At 59.9% G+C, this 21,203-nt stretch carries 24 protein-coding genes; 11 read left to right on the top strand and 13 right to left on the bottom strand.

Going from position 1 to position 21,203, the window contains the following annotated elements:
• Positions 1-24 precede the first annotated feature (24 nt).
• Positions 25-942: a LysR substrate-binding domain-containing protein gene (locus ACSV9I_RS17550; protein ID WP_438330125.1), complete on the bottom strand. Its 918-nt coding sequence runs from the start codon at positions 940-942 to the stop codon at positions 25-27.
• Positions 943-1,057: 115 nt separating this feature from the next.
• On the opposite strand from ACSV9I_RS17550, the gene ACSV9I_RS17545 reads away from it, so the two are divergent.
• A complete protein-coding gene (locus ACSV9I_RS17545) occupies positions 1,058-1,276 on the top strand; it encodes a hypothetical protein (protein ID WP_438330124.1) in 219 nt (72 codons plus the stop codon).
• Positions 1,277-1,319: 43 nt separating this feature from the next.
• Here ACSV9I_RS17545 and ACSV9I_RS17540 read toward each other — a convergent pair whose 3' ends face one another.
• From ACSV9I_RS17540 to ACSV9I_RS17515, 6 genes are all read right to left on the bottom strand, one after another.
• The gene (locus ACSV9I_RS17540; RefSeq protein ID WP_438330236.1) at positions 1,320-2,174 is read right to left on the bottom strand and encodes a GNAT family N-acetyltransferase; all 855 of its coding nucleotides are present in this window, start codon (positions 2,172-2,174) and stop codon (positions 1,320-1,322) included.
• A 104-nt stretch (positions 2,175-2,278) separates the two neighbouring features.
• Positions 2,279-2,770 carry a signal peptidase II gene (gene lspA, locus ACSV9I_RS17535; RefSeq protein ID WP_438330123.1) on the bottom strand — a complete coding sequence of 164 codons (492 nt, stop codon included), beginning with the start codon at positions 2,768-2,770 and terminating at the stop codon, positions 2,279-2,281.
• Positions 2,771-2,773: 3 nt separating this feature from the next.
• Positions 2,774-3,634 (bottom strand): TrmH family RNA methyltransferase, encoded by an 861-nt coding sequence (locus tag ACSV9I_RS17530; RefSeq protein WP_054156277.1) that lies wholly within the window; start codon positions 3,632-3,634, stop codon positions 2,774-2,776.
• Positions 3,631-4,764: a class I SAM-dependent methyltransferase gene (locus ACSV9I_RS17525; protein ID WP_438330122.1), complete on the bottom strand. Its 1,134-nt coding sequence runs from the start codon at positions 4,762-4,764 to the stop codon at positions 3,631-3,633. The genes ACSV9I_RS17530 and ACSV9I_RS17525 overlap by 4 nt, the downstream gene beginning before the upstream one ends.
• Before the next feature lie 82 nt (positions 4,765-4,846).
• Positions 4,847-5,191, bottom strand: a complete 345-nt coding sequence (locus tag ACSV9I_RS17520; protein ID WP_438330121.1) for a LapA family protein — start codon at positions 5,189-5,191, stop codon at positions 4,847-4,849.
• 92 nt (positions 5,192-5,283) lie between these two features.
• Complete coding sequence (locus ACSV9I_RS17515) at positions 5,284-5,589, bottom strand: integration host factor subunit beta (protein ID WP_054156280.1); 306 nt, start codon at positions 5,587-5,589, stop codon at positions 5,284-5,286.
• A gap of 316 nt (positions 5,590-5,905) precedes the next feature.
• Between ACSV9I_RS17515 and lptC the strand changes: the two genes are divergently transcribed.
• The 6 genes from lptC to ptsN all read left to right on the top strand — a co-directional run bounded on the left by lptC (position 5,906) and on the right by ptsN (position 10,990).
• On the top strand, positions 5,906-6,589 hold the full coding sequence (lptC, locus tag ACSV9I_RS17510) for an LPS export ABC transporter periplasmic protein LptC (RefSeq protein WP_054156428.1): 684 nt from the start codon (positions 5,906-5,908) through the stop codon (positions 6,587-6,589).
• A 41-nt stretch (positions 6,590-6,630) separates the two neighbouring features.
• Positions 6,631-7,140 (top strand): LptA/OstA family protein, encoded by a 510-nt coding sequence (locus ACSV9I_RS17505; RefSeq protein ID WP_438330235.1) that lies wholly within the window; start codon positions 6,631-6,633, stop codon positions 7,138-7,140.
• Positions 7,141-7,155: 15 nt separating this feature from the next.
• A complete protein-coding gene (gene lptB / locus ACSV9I_RS17500) occupies positions 7,156-7,953 on the top strand; it encodes an LPS export ABC transporter ATP-binding protein (protein ID WP_054156429.1) in 798 nt (265 codons plus the stop codon).
• A gap of 140 nt (positions 7,954-8,093) precedes the next feature.
• Positions 8,094-9,656 (top strand): RNA polymerase factor sigma-54, encoded by a 1,563-nt coding sequence (gene rpoN, locus ACSV9I_RS17495; protein WP_438330120.1) that lies wholly within the window; start codon positions 8,094-8,096, stop codon positions 9,654-9,656.
• Between the two features lie 222 nt (positions 9,657-9,878).
• The gene (hpf, locus tag ACSV9I_RS17490) at positions 9,879-10,454 is read left to right on the top strand and encodes a ribosome hibernation-promoting factor, HPF/YfiA family (protein WP_054156283.1); all 576 of its coding nucleotides are present in this window, start codon (positions 9,879-9,881) and stop codon (positions 10,452-10,454) included.
• A 71-nt stretch (positions 10,455-10,525) separates the two neighbouring features.
• Positions 10,526-10,990, top strand: a complete 465-nt coding sequence (ptsN, locus tag ACSV9I_RS17485) for a PTS IIA-like nitrogen regulatory protein PtsN (RefSeq protein WP_438330119.1) — start codon at positions 10,526-10,528, stop codon at positions 10,988-10,990.
• Positions 10,991-11,057: 67 nt separating this feature from the next.
• Here ptsN and grpE read toward each other — a convergent pair whose 3' ends face one another.
• On the bottom strand, positions 11,058-11,684 hold the full coding sequence (grpE, locus tag ACSV9I_RS17480) for a nucleotide exchange factor GrpE (RefSeq protein ID WP_054156284.1): 627 nt from the start codon (positions 11,682-11,684) through the stop codon (positions 11,058-11,060).
• A gap of 104 nt (positions 11,685-11,788) precedes the next feature.
• Positions 11,789-12,862: a heat-inducible transcriptional repressor HrcA gene (hrcA, locus tag ACSV9I_RS17475; protein ID WP_054156285.1), complete on the bottom strand. Its 1,074-nt coding sequence runs from the start codon at positions 12,860-12,862 to the stop codon at positions 11,789-11,791.
• Between the two features lie 183 nt (positions 12,863-13,045).
• Between hrcA and rph the strand changes: the two genes are divergently transcribed.
• The 3 genes from rph (at position 13,046) to hemW (ending at position 15,679) form a co-directional block, all read left to right on the top strand.
• Entirely contained in the window at positions 13,046-13,762 is a 717-nt protein-coding gene (gene rph / locus ACSV9I_RS17470) for a ribonuclease PH (protein WP_438330118.1), read from the top strand.
• A gap of 87 nt (positions 13,763-13,849) precedes the next feature.
• The gene (gene rdgB / locus ACSV9I_RS17465) at positions 13,850-14,494 is read left to right on the top strand and encodes an RdgB/HAM1 family non-canonical purine NTP pyrophosphatase (RefSeq protein ID WP_438330117.1); all 645 of its coding nucleotides are present in this window, start codon (positions 13,850-13,852) and stop codon (positions 14,492-14,494) included.
• Between the two features lie 6 nt (positions 14,495-14,500).
• Positions 14,501-15,679 (top strand): radical SAM family heme chaperone HemW, encoded by a 1,179-nt coding sequence (gene hemW, locus ACSV9I_RS17460; protein WP_438330116.1) that lies wholly within the window; start codon positions 14,501-14,503, stop codon positions 15,677-15,679.
• Positions 15,680-15,782: 103 nt separating this feature from the next.
• Here hemW and dnaA read toward each other — a convergent pair whose 3' ends face one another.
• The 4 genes from dnaA to mutM form a co-directional block, all read right to left on the bottom strand.
• On the bottom strand, positions 15,783-17,333 hold the full coding sequence (dnaA, locus tag ACSV9I_RS17455; RefSeq protein ID WP_438330115.1) for a chromosomal replication initiator protein DnaA: 1,551 nt from the start codon (positions 17,331-17,333) through the stop codon (positions 15,783-15,785).
• A gap of 798 nt (positions 17,334-18,131) precedes the next feature.
• Positions 18,132-18,398: a 30S ribosomal protein S20 gene (gene rpsT, locus ACSV9I_RS17450; RefSeq protein ID WP_054156289.1), complete on the bottom strand. Its 267-nt coding sequence runs from the start codon at positions 18,396-18,398 to the stop codon at positions 18,132-18,134.
• A gap of 191 nt (positions 18,399-18,589) precedes the next feature.
• On the bottom strand, positions 18,590-19,363 hold the full coding sequence (locus ACSV9I_RS17445; RefSeq protein ID WP_054156290.1) for an enoyl-CoA hydratase: 774 nt from the start codon (positions 19,361-19,363) through the stop codon (positions 18,590-18,592).
• 29 nt (positions 19,364-19,392) lie between these two features.
• Complete coding sequence (mutM, locus tag ACSV9I_RS17440; RefSeq protein WP_438330114.1) at positions 19,393-20,283, bottom strand: bifunctional DNA-formamidopyrimidine glycosylase/DNA-(apurinic or apyrimidinic site) lyase; 891 nt, start codon at positions 20,281-20,283, stop codon at positions 19,393-19,395.
• 140 nt (positions 20,284-20,423) lie between these two features.
• On the opposite strand from mutM, the gene ubiE reads away from it, so the two are divergent.
• On the top strand, positions 20,424-21,200 hold the full coding sequence (gene ubiE / locus ACSV9I_RS17435) for a bifunctional demethylmenaquinone methyltransferase/2-methoxy-6-polyprenyl-1,4-benzoquinol methylase UbiE (protein WP_438330113.1): 777 nt from the start codon (positions 20,424-20,426) through the stop codon (positions 21,198-21,200).
• Positions 21,201-21,203 lie beyond the last annotated feature (3 nt).

Genomic DNA, 21,203 nt, shown 5'->3' with positions numbered 1-21,203 from the left:
AAGGCGCATTTTGCTGGAAATGCTTCAGGCGAACACCGGAGCGGCTTTTGCGAGCCGCTCCATGTCAGCTTCGATCTCCTGGCGCAGCCAGCGCTTGAACTTCTCGACCTTGTTGCTGCGACGGGCATTCTCCGCAGTGACGAAGTAATGGCCAAAGCCGGTTTTGACCGCCGGGCCAAACGGGGCGACCAATTGGCCATACTGCAACTGATGTGACGCCAGCGTCTGCCAGGCCAGCATCACGCCCTGCCCGGCAATGGCGGCATCGAGGCATAGCGAAGCCTCGCTGAAGCTATGGCGCGCCTTGATCTCGGCCCCGGCCAGGCCAACGGCCGAAAGCCAGACATCCCAGGCAAACATGGCACGGCCATCAATAACCTTTGGCAGGTCTAGGATATCGGCGGGCCGGCGGAGTGATGCCGCCATGGCCGGCGTACAGACCGGCACCACGCGCTGCTGCAGGATCAGTTCCGCCTTGAACCCGGACCAATGCCCACGCCCCACCCGGATACGCAGATCGACATCCGTCTGCGCGGCATCCGTGAGCCGGTCGTTCGCATCGATACGCAGGCTGATCTCCGGAAACGCCTCGGAGAAATCGGAGATGCGATGGACAAGCCAGCGCGCGGCAAAGACCGGGGCGACGGAAATGGTCAGCATGCTGTCGTCGTTCCGGCGCGCCAGAGCGACGGAGGCGGACAGGTGACGAAAACCATCGGAGAGCCGGGCCAGGATATCAGTGGCAGTTTCGGCCGGGACCATGCCCCGGCTGGTGCGCTCGAACAGAGTTCGGCCCAGTTGTTTCTCCGTCTTGATCACCTGCTGACTGATGGCGCCGATCGAAACGCCAAGCTCATCAGCGGCGGCTTGCAGCGAACCGAGGCGTGCCACGGCCTCGACCGCGCGCAGACCGTTGAGATGGACGTGATTGAGCGCTTTCATATAGAAAAGCTATAGTCGACCCAGACAAAACTCAATTGAATTCTAAACGATACAAGCAGAAATAAGACCTCATTGAAACCGACTTCGCCAGAAGCCGCGCGCAGGAGGCAAGATCATGTTCAAGTTTTTCTGGACAAAGCAGTCAGCTTTTTTGACCTGTTACAAGCAGGACTGGCGGCACAACCCGTCAGGGCACCCCGCCCTTCTGCAGATGAACCCGAGGGAACTCGCTGACATGCCGATGGTACCGGAGTTGCCGGTGCGGATGAATGATGTTCCAGCCAAGGCTACACGCGGCTGCGCCGAGCCTAGCCAAAATACCTGCCTCGCTTAACGCACAGCAAGATCCCCGCATCTGCGCGGGGTGAGCAGAACACTTAGCTGGCGCTGGCGAAACGACCGGCGTCGGCACCGTAATAATTGACGTAGCGGCCCGAAATGCTGGCGATCGGCAGGATGATCAAGACGTCGGTCGTATTGAAGGCCTGATCAACGACTGCGCCATTGCCAATCATGGCACCAAGGCGCAGATAACCTTTGATCAAAGGCGGCATGGCAAACAGCGCCCGGCGCGCATTGATCGCTTCCTCGGGCATGAGGTCCATTTCACGGTGAAGATGCGGCAGAGCATCGACCGCCCAATCACCCTTGGCGACAGCATTGTGGTAGAGGAACGAGAGGGCGAGCGCGTGCTCTTCCGGACGCACACCGGGGAAGGAGCCGCAGCCGAACATCGCATCGATACGGTGCTGCAGCGCATAGGCCCAGCAGCCCTGCCAGAGCAGCTCGACGGTGCGTTTGGTGCGATATTGCGGCAGAACGCAGGAGCGGCCTAGTTCCATGAAACGCTTGCCGGGATGGCGTGCGACAAGGGGATCAACGTTGAATTCGGAGCCAGAATAGAAGCCGCCATTGGCCTTGGCCACTTCATGGCGTAGCAGACGATAGGTGCCGACGACCTGATCTTCCGCATCGCCCTCAATCGAGCGATCAAGGACCAGCAGGTGGTCGCAGAGACCGTCCCAGCTATCGACATCCCGCTGACGGCGCGCGCAATCAGGATCGACCTGCGCCTTCATCTCCTCGACAAAAACACGGTAGCGAACGGCCTGAGCCGCATCGATCTCGCGCTCAGACCGGGCAAGCCGCGTTTCCAGGCTGCCGATCCTTCCCAGGACCTCACGCGTGTCGGGGCGGACGAGCGGCGCTGCCGCACTGGCTTCGAGAACCATGTTTCGGTCGATCAGGTCCATGCTCATTCAACCCATCCGCGTTGTCGTCAGCCGCCTTTAAACACGCGACTGCTACAGGAAAGTGACAGAGACGCCGGCCCGGATCATGCCTTGGGCGTCTTGGCCCGACGATGCTGGATGATTTCGTCAATAACAATGCAGCCGGCGCCGAGTGTAATGAAACTGTCGGCCAGATTGAAGACCGCGAAGGACCAAGTATCTGTGTAGAACAGGATATAGTCGACCACGTAGCCGTAAGTGAACCGGTCGATCAGGTTGCCAAGCGCCCCCGCGATAATCATGGCAAAGCCGAGATGGGCGAAATGCTGATCCGCAGCCGTCTTCCGCCAGAGCCAGAGCACGAAGGCAACGATGGTGAGGCGCATGCCGACGATGAACCAACCGTCGAGATGCGACAACATGGAGAAGGCAACGCCGAGATTGTGGGTTCGATAAAGGGCCCAGAACGGGAGCACGGGAACCAGTTCATGCATCGGCAGATAGATCTCCACCGCATACTTGATCACCTGGTCGAGCAGAAGGGCTATACCAATAAACAGGATGACCGGCAGCGGCCGGTTGAAAACGGCAAGCATGCTTTACTTCGCTCCATCGAGGGTCAGCAGGTGCCGACGCACCTCGAACAGCATCACGCCGGTGGCCACTGCCAGATTAAGCGAATCCGCCGTTCCGACCTGTGGAATGCGCGCGAGCTTGTCTGCCGCTCCCGCCAGCTCATCCGGCAAACCAGACTGCTCATTACCCATCATCAGGATGACCGGCTTCGACCGGTAGTCGATCGTGCGATAATCAACAGCACCGGCGAGATGGGTGGCAACGAGGCGCGCATCGACCGATTTCTTCCACTTCAGGAAGTCGGCAACTGTCGTCTTGACCAGTGGCAGAGCGAACATCGACCCCATGGTCGCGCGCACTGTTTCGAGTGAAAACGGATCGGTGCTGTCGCCCACCAGAATGACGCCGGCTGCACCGGCTGCATCTGCGGTTCGGATGATAGTACCCAGATTGCCAGGATCCCGTACGCGGTCAAGCGCGATCCAGGTCTCGTTCTCCTTGGGTTTCACATCCTTGAGCGCGGTCCAGCGCTGCTCGATGACGGCCGCGACCATTTGCGGGTTTTCGCGGCGCGTGATCGACGACATGACCTTGTCATTGACCTCAAGCACCAGACCACCAGACGCGACCGTGCGGGCGGCAACCTTCTCGACCAGCGGCTTGCCCTTGCCAGCCTTCGCATAGACGAGGGTGCGGATTGTCCAGCCGCGATCGAGCGCATCGATCACAAGCTTGAGCCCCTCCGCCAGGAAGGTCCGGCTCTCGTCGCGCGCCTTCTTCAAAGAGAGGGCCTTTATGTCCTTGATGATCGGGTTGGCGAGGCTGGTGACCTCCTTCACCTGCCCAACCCGGCGCGGTCCATCGTGGCGGTAGTCGTCAGTCATTTCGGCACCCAGCGGCTGTAAAGAGAGGTCGAAAGGGCGCGGCCCGGCGTCTTGCCGTCAAGGCCTGCCTCGCGGATCACAAGCTCCCCGGACTCGACCAGACCGCCCTTGCCGCGCATCGTCTCGCGCATCAGTTCGTGGATCGAATAGAAGCTGGCGCGGATCGAATAGGCGGTCAGGACGAGGCCAACAGCCTTCGGGGCCAGCAATTCGCGGCAAACATCGAGCATTAGCGGCAGATGATCGAAAAGGTGCCAGACCTCGCCATTCGGACCACGGCCGAATTTCGGCGGATCGGTCAGGATGATGTCATAGTGGTTGCCGCGGCGCTCCTCCCGCAGGATGAACTTCATCGCATCCTCGCAGATCCAGCGGATCGGCGCCTTGTCGAGCCGGCTCAGCGACTGATTTTCGCGTGCCCAGCCGATTGCCTTTTTCGACGCATCAACATGCGTCACCTCGGCACCGGCAGCAGCCGCGACGAGCGAGGCAACGCCGGTATAGCCGAAGAGGTTCAGGACCTTCAGCGGACGCCCGGCCTCCTCGATCCGCTGCTTCATCCACGACCAGTGAGCGATCTGCTCAGGGAAGACGCCAACATGGCGAAACGCGGTGAAACGGCCGTGAAAATCAATGTCCAGCAAAGACAGCGGCCAGGTTTCGCCAAGAGCCTCTCGCTGGAAACGCCAGCGACCCATGCCATCTTCGTCGGTATCGCCTGTGAAAACCGCATCCGCCTTGTCCCAGACATGGGCCGGCAGTGACTTCTGCCACAGGGCCTGCGCTTCCGGGCGCACGATGCTGTAGGATCCGTAGCGCTCGAGCTTGAGACCGTCGCCGCTGTCAATCAGGTGGAAATCGCCGGCTCCGGTGGATTCCAGGATCAGCGGAACGCGCTCTGCGGGTAGGTCGCCGGCTCTACGGGTAAGCAATCGCTGCGGCTCTGTGGCTGCGGCTGCATCAGGGGCCGCCGCCACCTTCGCGCGGGATGCCGCGTCTGAGGATGCGGATTTCGGCCCACGCGTGTGGTTCGCACCCGGCCTGCCGGCGTGCGGCTTGTCATTGCCGCGTCCCTTCGCCTTTCCGGCTTCGAATGGCTTCGCGCCCGGGCGCCGTTGCTTGTCCTTCACCTGATCCTATCCGTGGCTTTTATTGCAATTCCGCCTGCCCATAGCATCGCGGGGAAATTGCGCAAAGCTGTTTTGCCGATCGCTATTTCGCCTCGAGGGCTGGGAGCCCGGCACCCGCAATCTGCTCGGCACGGTTCTTCTGCCGATCGGCCTCCGCCTGCCACTGGGCGGCCACGCGGGACTGCGTCCGGGCTTGCTTGCGATGCTTGCCCTGCGAGAACCAGATGACGGCTGCACCAATCACCACGCCGAGCATGACCGCGAGGATCAGCAGCACGAAGAGTGGGGACGCCACGGAAAGAGCGGGGTCTGCCGGATCGAAGGGATTGAGGGCCAGGCGCACAGTTTGCCGATTGGCCACAGAGAGCACGATCAGCACCAGGCCGAGCGGCAGGACAACCAAAAGGGTCAGCAATCTGCGTATCATCTAAAGTCTCCCAGAACGGCTCGAGGGCCCGATCCGAGCCCTCGTTTGCCCCAAGGTAAAGTCGGGGAGGAAATTTTCAATGCGAAAAGGCGTCACGCCTCGTCGTCGTCATCGCCCATGCCCGGATTGAGCCGTTCGCGCAATTCCTTGCCCGTCTTGAAGAAAGGCACCCACTTCTCTTCAACGAACACCGTTTCGCCGGTTCGTGGATTGCGTCCGGAGCGTGACGGACGATTCTTCACCGAAAAGGCACCGAACCCACGCAGCTCGACGCGATTTCCGCCGGCCAGCGCATCGGTGATCTCGTCCAGCACGGCATTGACGATATTCTCAACGTCACGATGATAGAGATGCGGATTGCGGGCCGCGACGATCTGCACCAATTCCGACTTAATCACGCGGACCCCCTGCCCATACCTGTTGTGACATGCTCGCCTGTTGTGAATTGCCTGGCGCCAAGGTGCCAAAGCGAAAAAGCACAGTCAAGGAACTACTTAACAGTGCCGGGCCAAGTTTTCCAGTCCCTCGACAGCGCCACCGACGATTGGTGGCCGGTCTCAATTTCTCCGCATCATCACGGCATAGGGCAACTCGCCCTTGAAGAGGCCCACTTGACCTCCTTTCTATTGGCAAGCCACGATTTAAATGCGAAAGGTCGGAGACGGCGTTGAAACGCCCGTCCCGCGAATCGCGCGACCAACAGGTATCCGGAACATGCTGCAGACGACATCGGAGAAAAGCCAGGGAAGCGGCGTCTCGGCCGGTGACCGAGCCTATCGTCAGGCGGTCCACCATTCGGCCCGCGTGAGACGGTTGCGTATCGTATTGCCCTTGGCGGCGCTCGTGGTCTCTGTTGTTTTCGCTGGCGTCTCTTTCGTCCGAAGCCTGATGCCGGAGGAAATCCAGATCGAATCCGCCAAGATTGAAGATGGCAAGGTGGTCATGGCGAAACCGGCGATTGCCGGGCGGAATTCCGAAGGTGTGCGCTATTCGATGCGGGCCGAGCGGGCGCTTCAGGACATGAAGAATCCGAACCTGATCACACTTGATACGATTTCGGCTGCCGTGCCGGTCAGCGACAAGGTTATCGCGCGGGTCGAAGCCCAGAGCGGGACCTTCGACCGCGCCGCCAATTTCCTGACACTGGACAAGCCCTTCACCTTGAACCTCAGCAGCGGCATCGATGCGCAGTTCAATTCTGCCCGTCTCGACATTGCAGGTGGCTCGATGGAGACCGACGATCCGGTGGCGATCCAGACCAAGGGCGCAGCGATTGTTGCGAACTCCCTCAATATGAAGGATAAGGGAAAAACAATGATTTTCTCCGGGGATGTCAGACTGAATCTGGATCCCGCATCCCTCCGTTCCAACCGGTCTATGGAAGCCGTCCAGCAATGACATACCGCTCAACCAAACAGCGTCTTCAAGCCAGCATCGTGATGGGCTCCCTTCTTGCAGCCTGTCTGCCGGCCCTTGCGATGGCTCAATCTACCGACCGCCAGATGAACGGTCTGAAACTGTCGAACGATCAACCGATCCAGATCGAAAGCGACCAGCTTGAGATCCGCGAAGCCGAGCGCAAGGCCTTCTTCACAGGCAATGTGAAGGTCGTCCAGGGCGCAACCACGCTGCAGGCCGGAACGATGACGGTCCTTTACCAGGGCGAAGGCACGTCCGTGACCCAGGGCAATGCCGACATCGACAAGATCGACGTCGACGGCAAGGTGTTCCTGTCTTCCGGAACCCAGCAGGCGACGGCCGACAAGGGGCGCTTCGATCTCGTCGCCCAGGTCTTCGTTCTGGAAGGCGACCGTGTCGTGCTTTCCGAAGGACAGAACGTCTTTGTCGGCTGCAAACTGACCGTCCAGATGACGTCCGGCCAGGCAAAACTCGACAGCTGCGGCCGTCGCGTCCAGATCCAGCTCGACCCTAAATCCCAGAAGAAATAACGGACCGGCGTGAACGTGCAGCTTCCATTCTTCTCCCGGTCCAAAGCCGCCGCCGTCCCGGACGGCCAGTCGGCCGATCGCGCGCGCTACGAAGGCACGCTGATCGCGCATGGCCTGACCAAGACCTATAACGGCCGGCGCGTGGTCAACGGCGCATCGCTCGTCGTTCGTCGTGGCGAAGCGGTTGGCCTGCTGGGCCCGAACGGCGCCGGCAAAACAACCTGTTTTTACATGATCACCGGTCTCGTCCCGGTCGATGCTGGGACGATCTCGCTCAACGGCTACGACGTGACATCGATGCCAATGTATCGTCGCGCCCGCCTTGGCGTTGGTTACCTGCCCCAGGAAGCATCCATCTTTCGCGGTCTGTCCGTCGAAGACAATATCAAGGCCGTGCTTGAGGTCCATATTTCGGACAAGCGGAAGCGCGAAGCGAAGCTGAACGAGCTTCTCGATGAATTCCATATTCAGCGTCTTCGGAAGTCACCGGCTGTCGCCTTGTCCGGCGGTGAGCGCCGCCGCCTGGAAATCGCCCGCGCGCTTGCGACCGATCCGACATTCATGCTGCTTGATGAACCGTTTGCCGGCGTCGATCCGATCTCCGTGTCCGACATCCAGAACCTTGTGCGACACCTGACGGCTCGCGGCATCGGCGTCCTGATCACCGACCATAATGTCCGCGAGACACTCGGCCTGATTGATCGGGCCTATATCATCCATGCCGGTGAGGTTCTCACCCATGGCCGCGCCAATGACATCGTCAACAATGCGGATGTCCGCCGTCTTTATCTCGGCGACAAATTCAGTCTTTGACGGCTGCCACGAATTATCCGCCTCCAGCCTCCGAGTGACTTGACCAAGCTGTAATAAAAAGCAATTTTTGGGCCAAGTGGATTTCGCCTGTCTTGATCGACGGGCGCCTCGGAGGATTGTAGGGGAGTTTAGCGTCCGGCATGGCCTTATCCGCCAATCTTTTCCTGCGACAAAACCAGTCTTTGGTGATGACACCGCAGCTGGTGCAGTCGATCCAACTGCTCCAGATGACGCATCTTGAGTTGATGCAGTTCATTGCTCAAGAGGTGGAACGCAATCCGCTGCTCGAAATGGCGGCAGATGATGGTGATGCAGGCATCGATATTGCCGAATTTAGCGACAGGCACACAACAGGCAGCGATGTCACGTCCGAACGGGACGAGGTCGCCCAGGCACCGGCTCTTGCAAGTGACTGGTACGAGTCTGGAGCCAGCGACAACCTGAACGACCGCCTCGACACAAACTACGATATGGCCTTTGCCGACGAAGGCAGCAGCCAGCGGCTCGATGCGCCGGAATTGCTCGGGCAATGGAAATCGATGCCCGGGGCCTCCTCCCCTCATGGCGACGATTACGATCTGGACGAGTTCGTTGCCGGACAGGTAAGCCTGCGCGACCATCTTGAACTGCAGATTCCCTTTCTCGTCAGCACAGCAGCCGAACGCCTGATCGCCTCCATCTTGCTCGACCATCTCGACGAAGCTGGCTATCTGCGCGCGGATCTCGACGAAATCGCCGGTCGCCTTGGCAAACCTGTCTCCGAGATAGAGGCGGTCCTGACCCAGCTGCATGGTGTCGAGCCGACTGGTGTTTTTGCGCGATCGCTCGGCGAATGCCTTTCTTTGCAACTCAAGCAGCGTGACCGCTTCGACCCCGCCATGGCCGGGCTTGTTGACAATCTCGAACTGCTGGCAAAACGCGATTTCGCCTCACTGAAGAAGATCTGCGGCGTCGACGAGGAGGATCTCCTCGATATGCTGAGTGAAATCCGCAAGCTTAACCCCAAGCCGGGCAGCGGCTTCGAGCACAGCGTGACGGAGTCCGTGACCCCGGACATTGTCGTGCGTGCGGATGGAGCGTCAGGCTGGAGGGTCGAGCTCAATCCTGATGCCTTGCCACGCGTGCTCGTCAATCACGCTTACATGACCCAAGTGTCGGCCACGGCCACAAGAGGCAATGAAGATGCAGGCTTCATCTCGGACTGCCTCCAGACTGCCAACTGGCTTACACGCAGCCTTGACCAGAGGGCCAAGACCATTCTGAAGGTCGCGAGCGAGATCGTGCGCCAGCAGGAGGGTTTTCTCACCCATGGCGTCGGGCATCTGCGACCGCTCAATCTGAAGACCGTGGCCGATGCGATCAAGATGCACGAATCCACCGTCAGTCGCGTGACGACCAACAAGTTCATGATGACGCCGCGTGGACTGTTCGAATTGAAGTATTTCTTCAGCGTTTCGATCGCCTCCGCGGAAGGCGGGGACAGTCATTCCGCGGAGGCCGTTCGACACAGGATACGGACGCTGATCGCACAGGAAAGCCCGGAAGCCGTACTTTCGGACGACGACATCGTGGTGTCGCTCAAGTCAACCGGCGTGGATCTCGCCCGCCGGACGGTGGCCAAATATCGGGAGGCGATGAATATCCCCTCCTCCGTCCAGAGACGGCGCGAAAAGCGAGCCGCCGTCAAGGCCGGGGCCGTTTAGGCGTTAACCCTCAAAGTGCCCGGTATTAACGGGTCGTTGACATTTTGGGCAGCGGTGGGTAGAAGCGCGCCGCAATCAACAGCGCACTCTGCTGACTGCGGAAAATTCCCAAGGAAACGCCCAGGAACATACTTCACACGCACCGATCGTTCGAAAAGCTTGGACGCGGACCGCGCATGGCGTAAAATAGCCGGGCAAACCAAACATAAGAAGGGAAACTCCATGAGTGTGCGTGTATCCGGCAAACAGATGGAAATCGGTGAATCGTTCCGCCAGCGGATCGAGGAGCGGATCCAGGACGCCGTTACGAAGTACTTCGACGGAGGGTATTCCGGGCAAGTCGTGGTGTCGAAGTCGAATTCTCGCTTCGCAGCCGATTGCCTGGTGCATCTCGATACCGGCGCCAACCTGCATGCTGCAGGCGAAGCGAACGATCCGCAGGTAGCATTCGATACCGCTTTTGAGCGTGTCGAGAAGCGTCTGCGTCGTTACAAGCGTCGACTGAAGGATCATCACGCCAATGGCGTGGCGAATTCTTCGATCGAGGTGGCTTACACGGTCATGGACTCCCTTGCCGAGGAACACGACGAGGTGCCCGAGGATTATGCGCCGGCCATTGTTGCGGAGAGCACGAAAAAGCTTCGGACGATGTCGGTCGCGACCGCGGTCATGGCTCTTGATATGACGGATGAGCCCGTTCTTCTGTTCAGAAGCCCGGGAAATGAACAATTGAATATCGTTTATCGTCGCAATGACGGTAATATCGGGTGGATCGATTCCGCCAACATCAAAGGCTGACGAGTCGGCCGGCGGGCGAAGGGTGTTAAGCCCAGCGCCCGCCTCGGCTTTGAAGCATGAAGGAAATTGATATGGCCTTGGCAGATTTGCTGCACCAGGATGCTGTGATACCCAGCCTACGCGTGAATTCTAAGAAGCAGCTTCTTCAGGAACTTGCGGCCAAGGCCTCGAAGCTGACGGATATTCCCGAACGGGAAATCTTCGACGTCATCCTGCAGCGCGAGCGGCTCGGCTCGACCGGCGTCGGCAATGGCATTGCCATCCCACACGGCAAACTGAACAAGATCAGCAAGATCACCGGCGTCTTTGCACGGATCGAGACACCAATCGATTTCGAGGCGCTCGACGACCAGCCCGTTGATCTCGTTTTCCTACTTCTCGCACCGGAAGGTGCGGGCGCAGATCATCTGAAGGCCCTATCGCGCATCGCACGCGTGCTGCGAGATCAGGATTTGGTCAACAAACTGCGCGCCACTGATTCCGCGTCGGCAATCTATACCTTCCTGAACGAAGAGCAGACCTCGAACGCGGCCTGACGGACAAACTGTCATGCGATTAAAAAAAGCGCCCAGTGGGCGCTTTTTCTTTGTCTGAAATCCGCTTTCAAGCCTTTGCGGCGTCGTCGCCGGTGGCATCACCCTTGGGGCCACCCTTGGCAACGCCGACCATGGCCGGTCGCAGAACCCGCTCGCCGATCGCATATCCGGCCTGGACAACCTGGACGACGGTGTTGTTGGGAACGTTCGGGTTCGGCACTTCGAACATAGCCTGGTGGAAATTCGGATCGAATTTCTGACCTTCAGCCTCGATCTTTCGCACGCCATGGCGCTCAAGCGTCGCCAGCATGCCGCGCTCGGTCATCTCGACGCCTTCAATCAGCGCAGTGACGCCTGCATCGGCTGCAGCGCGGGCCTCTTCAGGGAAGGTTTCGATTGCACGGCGCAGATTGTCGGACACCGACAACATGTCACGGGCAAAACCGGTCACTGCATAGGACTTGGCGTCCTTGATCTCGCGCTCGGTCCGGCGACGCAGATTGTCCATATCGGCTGCAAGCCGCAGGAAACGGTCGCGAAGGTCTGCGTTTTCGGCCCGCAGCGCTTCGGTCGGATCCGCTTCGGTCTCGTTAACCGTTTCAGTTTCAGGCGCCAGCTGGTCCGCGAGCGCCTCGGTTGCGTGCGCCTCTGCGGCTGCCGCGTCAGGTCCGTTCTTCGTTGTATCTTCGGTCATGACGTTCTCCGGATAGATTGCCTATTCGAACCGGGAGGTTTCGAATTTGAGCCCGATATCAGGGTTTCACTTGAAAAAATCAAGGCTTTGCCGCGAATGCCCGGCTAACGGCCAGCGCGCGACAGCCGCGCCATCAGCTGCGCGGTGTAGTCGACCATGGGGACGACACGCGAATAGTTGAGCCTGGTTGGACCAATGACGCCGACTGCACCAACGATGCGATTGTCTCCGTCCCGGTAGGGGGCGACGATCAGCGACGAACCGGAAAGCGAAAACAGCTTGTTTTCCGAACCTATGAAGATCCTGACACCCGGTCCCGTTTCAGCAAGATTGAGGATCTCGATCAGGCTCTCCTTGCGCTCGAGATCATCAAATAGCAACCGCAGCCGATCGAGATCGTCCGCACCTGCCACACCTTCCAGCAGATTGGCATGACCGCGGACGATGAGGCGGGTGGCCATATCTTCCGCAGCACTTCCGGACCAGACGGCAAGCCCCCGCTCAACCAGATCCTGGGACAGCGCGTCTAGTTCCGTCGAGACCTGCACTTTCAGCTTTTCCAACTGCCCGCGCAATTCGGGCAATGTCTGGCCCGTCAGGTTGGCATTGAGAAAATTGGCCGCCTCTGTCAGTTGCGATGCCGTCACGCCGGCGGGCAACTCGATGATACGATTTTCGACCTGGTTCTGTTCGCCGACCAACACGGCAAGCGCCTTGGTTGGCTCAAGGCGGATGAATTCGACATGCTTGAGTACAGGGTCGTTCTTCGCCGAGATCACCAGCCCTGCCCCGCGCGAAAGGCCGGACAGAAGACGGCTCGCCTCCGAAAGCATCGCCTCTATGGAGTGATCGGGCGTTACGGGCCGCAATTGGCGCTCTATACTGCCACGGTCCTCCTCCGAGAGATCCCCGACCTGCATGAAGCCATCAACGAAGAAGCGCAGTCCGGCTTGCGTCGGCAGTCGGCCGGCACTCACATGCGGCGCATAGATCAGGCCGAGATCTTCAAGGTCGCTCATGACATTGCGGACCGACGCCGGCGAAAGCGACATCGACAGCAAGCGCGACAGATTGCGCGACCCCAGGGGATCTCCCGATTCCAGGTAGGTCTCAACGATGCGCCGGAACACTTCCCTAGAGCGATCGTCCAGAGACGCAAAGACGTCGGCAGGTGTCATCTCGGATGATGGCTTCATCGCGTTCGGGCGGGCGTGGCTACTATCATGACAGAGACTATAGGGCCTCCGCGAGCAATGAAAAAGCACTTTCGTTGCCGGCAGCGCATCTGCTTGCTTCGTGGTTTTCCTTTGCAAATGACGGCTGCCAACCTTAGAAGGCAACGGATACACGAGGAGATGATGATGCGGCCATCCGGCAGAAAAACAGACCAAATGCGCAAGGTTTCATTCGAGCGCAACATTTCCAAACATGCCGAAGGCTCCTGCCTGGTGAAGTTTGGCGATACGCATGTCCTGTGCACGGCAAGCCTGGAAGACAAGACGCCGCCATGGCTGCGCAATTCCGGCAAAGGCTGGGTGACGGCAGAATACGGCATGCTGCCGCGTGCCACGGGTGAGCGGATGAAGCGCGAGGCCGCATCCGGCAAGCAAAGCGGCCGAACGCAGGAAATCCAGCGGTTGATCGGTCGCTCACTGCGCGCCGTTGTCAGCCTCGAAGCGCTGGGCGAGCGCCAGATCTCCATCGACTGCGATGTTATCCAGGCCGACGGCGGCACCCGTACCGCCGCAATCACCGGTGCGTGGATCGCCCTGCATGATTGCCTGAAGTGGATGGAGGCCCGCAACATGGTGAAGGTCGAGAAGGTCCTGAAGGACCATATCGCCGCCATCTCCTGTGGTATCTTCGCCAACCAACCGATAATCGACCTCGACTACCTCGAGGATTCGGCTGCGGAAACGGACGCCAACTTCGTCATGACCGGATCAGGCGGGATCGTCGAGATCCAGGGAACGGCCGAAGGCAAACCCTTCAGCCAGGAGGAGTTCCTGACGCTGCTCTCCCTCGCCCGCAACGGTATCGACGAACTGGTCGGCTTGCAGAAGCAGGCCATCGGCTGACAGCACGGATTGCCCCGCGATTTTCAGCGCGGGGCATTTTTGCCAAGCGTCGGGCAGACGGCCTGCCCCGGAACCTCTGAGGACAGCATGCGCAAACTTGATACCCGCACCATCGTTGTTGCCAGCCACAATGCTGGCAAGATCGCCGAGATCGCTGATCTGATTGGCCCCTTCGGTTTCTCGGCGAAGTCGGCGAAGGACCTCGCCTTCGTCGAGCCGGATGAAACAGGCACGACCTTCGAAGAGAATGCGGCAATCAAGGCTCTGGCATCTGCCAGAGCTTCAGGCCTGCCGGCGCTGTCCGATGACAGCGGCCTTGTCATCGACGCACTCGACGGCGCACCGGGCGTTTACACTGCCAACTGGGCCGAGCGCGAGGATGGCAGCCGTGACTTTGCCATGGCGATGGACAAGGTAGAGGCGGCCCTGCAGGAGCGCGGTGCCACGCAAGCTGCCCAGCGGACTGCCCGTTTCGTCAGCGTCCTGTGCCTTGCCTGGCCGGACGGGCACACGGAGTTCTTCCGTGGTGAGGTCGAGGGTTTTGTCGCCTCCGCTCCACGCGGGACGGCGGGCTTCGGCTATGACCCGATCTTCCAGCCCCTCGGCCACGAACGGACCTTCGGCGAGATGACCTCGGACGAGAAACATGGCTGGAAGCCCGGCGATGCAGAGGCACTCTCGCATCGGGCCCGCGCCTTCAAGCTCTTCGTCGAAACCTGTCTGGAGGCGTAAACCGCCGTGCTCACGGATGCCCCCCTTCTCCCCGACACCGGTGAACCGGGTTTCGGCATCTATGTGCACTGGCCCTTCTGCGCGGCCAAATGCCCGTATTGCGACTTCAACAGCCATGTCCGGCACCAGGCGATCGACCAGGAGCGTTTCGCAGCAGCTTTTCTGCGGGAGATGGATGCGGTTCGGTCGTTAAGCGGCCCCAAGACCGTCACCAGCATCTTCATGGGCGGCGGCACACCATCGTTGATGGACCCCCGGACGGTCGAGGCGATCCTCGATGGCATCGCAGCGCGTTGGCACGTGCCTGCTGGCATCGAAGTGACGATGGAGGCCAATCCCTCGAGTGTTGAGGCGACGCGGTTCCGCGGCTATCGCGCAGCCGGCGTCAACCGCGTCTCGCTCGGTGTTCAGGCGCTCAACGATCCCGACCTCAAATTCCTCGGCCGACTGCATGACGTGGCAGACGCGCTCAAAGCCATCCGACTCGCCCGCGATATCTTCCCGCGCATGAGTTTCGATCTGATCTACGCGCGGCCAAACCAGTCCGTCGACGCTTGGGCGCAGGAGCTGAAGGAAGCCTTCTCCTATGCGGTTGATCATCTTTCACTCTACCAGCTGACAATCGAGGAAGGCACCGCTTTCTATGGATTGCACAAGGCCGGCAAACTGATCGTGCCCGACGAAGAGCATGCCGCCACCCTCTACGAGGCGACACAGGAGATTACCCAGGGTTTCGGCATGCCGGCCTATGAGGTTTCCAACCACGCCCGACCGGGAGCGGAAAGCCGGCATAACCTCACCTATTGGCGCTACGGCGACTATGCCGGCATCGGCCCGGGGGCGCATGGACGGCTGACACAGCGTGGCGGAAAGATCGCGACAGCCACCGAACGACATCCGGAGACCTGGCTTTCCGCCGTGGAAGTGAATGGTGATGGCATCATCGACCGCGAAGACCTCGATGACGAGGCACAGGCAGACGAACTCCTGCTGATGGGCTTGCGGCTGCGCGAAGGCTTGGATCTTGCCCGCTGGCAGCAACTCGCCGGCCGTGACCCCGACCCGGACCGCGAACAGTTCCTGATCGACCAGGGTTTTGTCGAGCGGCTCGGCAATTCACGGCTGCGCTGCACGCCGAAAGGCATGCTGGTCCTCAACGCCGTGGTCGCAGATCTCGCCAGCTGATCCGCTGCTGCCTGGCAAGATATTTCACGAACCCGTAGACCAAATAAAAATCCCGCCGATCTTTCGATCGACGGGATGGGTTATTGCTGGGCCGACGCCCAACTTATTCGTTGATCAGACGGCGGAGCAGTTCGATTTCCTGCGACAGCTTCTGGTCGGCCGAGATCAGCTCTTCGATCTTGCGGACGGCATGCAGAACCGTCGTGTGGTCGCGCCCGCCGAAACGGCGACCGATCTCGGGGAAGGAGCGCGGCGTCAGCGTCTTCGACAGATACATGGCGATCTGGCGTGGCTTGACGATAACGCGTGTGCGGCGGTTTGATACCAGTTCCTGGCGCGAGACATTGTAGTGTCGGGCCACAACGCGCTGGATGTCCTCGATGCGCACCCGCTTCTGATCACCGGCGCCAACGAGATGCGCAAGCAATTCGTCGACGCGCTCGATCGACAGGTTAGGCTCAAAGGAGCGACGGAAGAGCAACTGATTGAAGGCGCCTTCCAGGTCTCGTCCGCTGCTGGTGATATTGTTCGCCACGTGCTCGAGGATCTCGACCGGAATGTCCAGCGAAGCATCTTCGGAACGGGCCAAAGCAAGCCGGGTCTTCATCATGTCGAGCCGCATGTCGTAGTCAGGCGCTTCCATTTCGATGGCGACGCCGCCCTGCAGGCGCGAGCGGACTCGGGGATCGAGCGATTCCAGTTCCCACGGTGCGCGGTCGGCGGCAACCACGACCTGCTTGGCGCTGTCGAGCAGCATGTTGAGCAGGTGACAGAATTCATGCTGGATCATCTTGCCCTGCAGGAACTGCATATCGTCGATGATCAGGAGGTCGATGTTGCGCAGCGAGTCCTTGAGGGTCAGCGCATCATTGTCGCGGATAGCGGTGGCAAAGCGCCACATGAAGTATTCGGCCGTCAGGTAGACAACACGCGGAGCACGCGGGCTGTGCACGGCGGCATTGGCGATTGCCTGCAGCAGATGGGTCTTGCCCAGACCGACAGACGAATGAATGAACAGCGGATTGAAGCGGACAGCGCCAGCACCGGCCTCGGCAATGGTGCGGGCGGCGGCAAGCGCCACGCGGTTGGACGCGCCCTCGACGAAGGAATCGAAGGTGTAGCGACTATCCAGCGGCGAGCCGAACAGAGGGCTGGCCGAGCTTGACCGGGTCGTTGCCGTGTTGGTTGCCGGAACGGCTGCGATCTGGGCTACGCTTTGCGGGCCATTGCGGCGCACGGCTGGCGTCGCGGTCGTCTCGCCCACGGGCGGACGCTCCTCTGCTGCCGGGCCACGGGTGCTGCGGCTTGCGCTGCGCACCAGGATTTCGACCTTCAGGATGCTCGCATCTTCCGCCTGGAAGATAGAGGTGATCAGGTCGAGATAACGGTTGTTGATCCAGGATTTCAGGAATGCCGTCGGGACGGTCAAGCGTACAACGCTCTTCGACGCCGAGTGCAGCTTCAAGCGGCCGAACCAGCTCTGATAGACGTCCTGACCGACCTGCGCCTTGAGGCGGAGGCTGAAACGCTCGAACAGAGCATTGTGGTTCATTTCGGCATTTTCCTCTGCCCCTGTGGAGCACACGGCGACCTGCGCCGTCCGTGCATTGTCCTCGTTAGCCAATGCACCGGCCGTCATCGATTTCATATGCATATTGCCGCCTTCCAAACAGTCCAGGCGTCGGGCGTTCTTGGGCCACCCGACAGCGCTTCATAATGCGCCGGCTCGCGCACGAACCGGCAGTCCCCAACTCGATCAAGCTTCAGCCAAAAGCTCTCTCGAGACTTTCGTCGGCCCCCGCCGACGTCAATTTCCAAACGCGGATCGCATCCTCGACATACAGATCCAGATGCCTCTTATGATTGTTTCCAACCACACGAGTACAAAGCCGCCATCATGCGGAAGCGCGGACGCTTCCGATGCAATGCCGACACATTTTTGAGAACACGGAATGGAAACATTCCGCCTCAGCAAGGTCGACGCGCCCGGTCGGTTTAAACCTTCCGGATTGGCTCAGTTGCCAGTCCCGCGCCCCTTGCTGAGATCCATTTACGCAGGATCAAAAGCCAAGATCAACTGTGATTTTTAAGCAAATGTAAGCCGTGGCCATTGACTCTTTGTACTTCATTTTTGCGTCACATTCAGACGGAAAAGAATCCCTGTCGAATCAAAGGGATTCACATTTCCGGGCATTTCCGTGGGGGCGAACGGCGAAAAAATAAAAATTCGCTTGACTCGCATACTGCCGAGTCTCGCCTCCCTCCGAGCGCCCACCACACGAAGTACCTCGATTAAGTTACTGAAAATTAAAGAATTTTTCTGTCACGCAAATGACAAGTCACAGAATGAACCATATCGTTCATCGCCGATATTTTTGTATCAATCGAAAGCAACGCAAAAAGCCCGGCGAAAAGCCGGGCTTGTCAGATTCAGGCGAAAAAGTGTCGAAACTTAGACGGCCAGAGCCTTAACGCGGGCTGCGAGACGCGAGATCTTGCGCGACACCGTGTTGGCGTGAACCACGCCCTTGGTGACTGCACGCTGCATCTCTGGCTGGGCTGCCTGAAGGGCGCCCTTTGCAACCTCTGCGTCACCAGAAGCGATTGCTTCTTCGACCTTGCGGATGAAACCACGGACCCGCGAACGACGAGCCTTGTTGACTGCAGTGCGGCGAGCGATCTTGCGGGTCGCCTTCTTCGCCGAAGTTGTGTTGGCCATGGATGCCTCTCTTCGAATTCAAACCAAAGCCCACCATGGCCGCATCGGGTCGGAGCGACCTGCTGTCTCAGCACGTGGGGAGCTGTTTCATGAGAAAACCGCAGGGGTGTTCTCAACCGTGGGCGGGCATATAGCGGGAAAGCGCGATTGCGTCAACGCGGATTCTGCAGGAATCGCGCCCTCCCTTGCGCTTATCTGTTGCGGAAGGAAGGCTTCCGCTTTTCGACGAAGGCGGCCATGCCCTCCTTCTGGTCCTCGGTGGCAAACAGCGAGTGGAAGAGACGGCGCTCGGAGCGCAGGCCTTCCGTCAATGTCTGCTCGAAAGCGCGGCCAACGGCTTCCTTGGCCATCAGCACAGATGGCAGCGAGAAGGATGCAATCTTGGTTGCCGCTTCCACCGCCTCGTCCAGTAGACGCTCAGGCTCGACCAGGCGGGCGACGAGACCGGCGCGCTCGGCTTCGACCGCATCCATCATCCGGCCGGTGAGGCAGAGATCCATGGCCTTGGCCTTGCCGATGGCGTGGGTCAGACGCTGCGATCCGCCCATGCCGGGAATGATGCCCAGGGTGATCTCGGGCTGGCCGAATTTCGCGGTCTTAGACGCGATGATGAAGTCGCACATCATGGCAAGCTCGCAGCCGCCACCCAAGGCAAAGCCGGAGACCGCTGCGATGATTGGCTTCCGGAAGCCGGCAACCTCGTCCCAGCCGCCGATGAAGCCGCCGGTATAGGCGTCGACGAAATCGAGCGACTGCATCTCCTTGATGTCGGCACCGGCGGCGAAGGCCTTTTCGGAGCCGGTGAGCACCACAGCACCAATGCCGGCGTCGGCTTCCAGCTCGCCGAGCAATTCTCGCAGTTCGCGCATCACGGTCGAATTGAGCGCGTTCAGCGCCTGGGGTCGGTTGAGCGTGATGATCGCGACCCGGTCGCGGCGTTCGGTCAACAGCGTTTCGAAGGACATGTCTCTCTCCCTGGCTGGCGCTTGCGGCGCTACTTCTGGCAGCGGCGACAATAGAATGTCGAGCGGCCGGATTGAACTATCCTTTCGACGGTACCGCCACAACCATCCGTGAGGCACTCCCTCCCTTCGCGGTCATAGGCGCGGAAGAAGTGCTGGAAGTAGCCCAGCGTGCCATCCGTCTGGATATGATCCCGCAGCGAGGAGCCGCCCGCCTCGATCGCATCGGCGATAACCTCGCGGACGGAATCCGCAAGCAGCGTCAGTTCCGGCTTCGGCTTGCCGGTCTTGGTCACCAAGGTCGAGACCTTGCGGGTGGGTGACAGGTGTGAGCGCCAGAGCGCTTCGCAGACATAGATGTTGCCGAGACCGGCGATGACCTTCTGATCGAGCAGCGCACTCTTCAAGGGCTGACTGCGATCGGCAAAGCGGGTGGCCAGGTATTCCGCCGACAGCCGGTTACCGACAGGCTCTGGGCCGAGTTCGCGGAAAGCGGGGTAATCGTCGAGTTCGGTACGGTTGACGAGATCCATGAAGCCGAAGCGGCGGGGGTCATTATAGATGACGCGGACAGGGCCTTCTGCGCGCTCCAGATGAAAGAGGACGTGATCGTGCTTTTCGTCCTTTCTGCGCTCGTGGTGGAAGACGCCCGGCATATTCGCCGCCGCCCCCTCTTCGATGCGGAAGGAACCGGACATGCCGAGATGGGCAATCACGGTTGCGCCATCGTCCAGGTCAATGAGCAGATATTTGGCGCGGCGCGAGAGGGATGCAATCCGGCGGCCCTCCACCCTTGCGGCAAAATCGCGCGGCAGGGGGAAGCGCAAGTCGGGTCGGCGCAGCTCAAGTCGCTCAAGCCGCGCACCTTCCATCGTCGGCGCCAGGCCGCGACGGACTGTCTCTACCTCTGGCAATTCCGGCATTTCAGCCCATCTTTCTGTTTGAAGCGCCTGTTTTACGGTCTATAGACCAGCCTTGAAGCGGGTTCACTTGCGCAGATAGCGCGTGAGAACCCTTTTCGCTATGGTCCCGCCCAACCTTGTCCGTACTGTGGAGTGAACCGATGACTGCAAGCCGCATTTCCGCCGATGGCGGCATGGAAACCTCCTATGGGTTCCGCCAGGTCGACGAGCAGGAAAAGCAGGGCCTGGTCAACGATGTCTTCCACAAGGTGGCGAAGCGCTACGATATCATGAACGACGTGATGTCGGCCGGCCTGCACCGCGTCTGGAAGGACGCCATGGTCTCGTCGCTCAATCCGCGCAAAGACGAAAACTACAAGGTCCTGGATGTTGCTGGCGGCACCGGTGACATCGCCTTCCGGATTGTTGAGGCATCGGGGCGCAAGGCGCATGCGACCGTGCTCGATATCAACGGCTCAATGCTGGGCGTCGGCGCCGAGCGTGCCGAAAAGAAGGGTCTCGCCCAAAACCTCACCTTTGTTGAGGCCAATGCCGAGAGCCTGCCCTTCGAGGACAATACCTTCGACGCCTATACGATCGCGTTTGGCATTCGAAACGTACCGCATATCGACGTGGCGCTGACTGAAGCTTTCCGTGTCTTGAAGCGCGGCGGACGGTTGCTGGTGCTCGAATTCTCCGAGGTGGAAATGCCGCTGCTGGACAAGGTCTATGATGCCTGGTCCTTCAACGCGATCCCGCGCTTCGGCAAGATGATCACGGGTGATGCCGAGCCCTACCAGTATCTGGTGGAATCGATCCGCAAATTCCCGAACCAGTCTGACTTTGCCCGGATGATCGAGCGAGCCGGCTTCTCCAGCGTGCGCTTCACCAACTATACCGGCGGTATCGCGGCCCTGCATTCCGGCTGGAAGATCTAATTC

The organism is Rhizobium sp. G187, assembly GCF_051549525.1.
Lineage (GTDB): Bacteria > Pseudomonadota > Alphaproteobacteria > Rhizobiales > Rhizobiaceae > Allorhizobium.
This window is presented reverse-complemented; position numbering and strand designations above follow the sequence as displayed.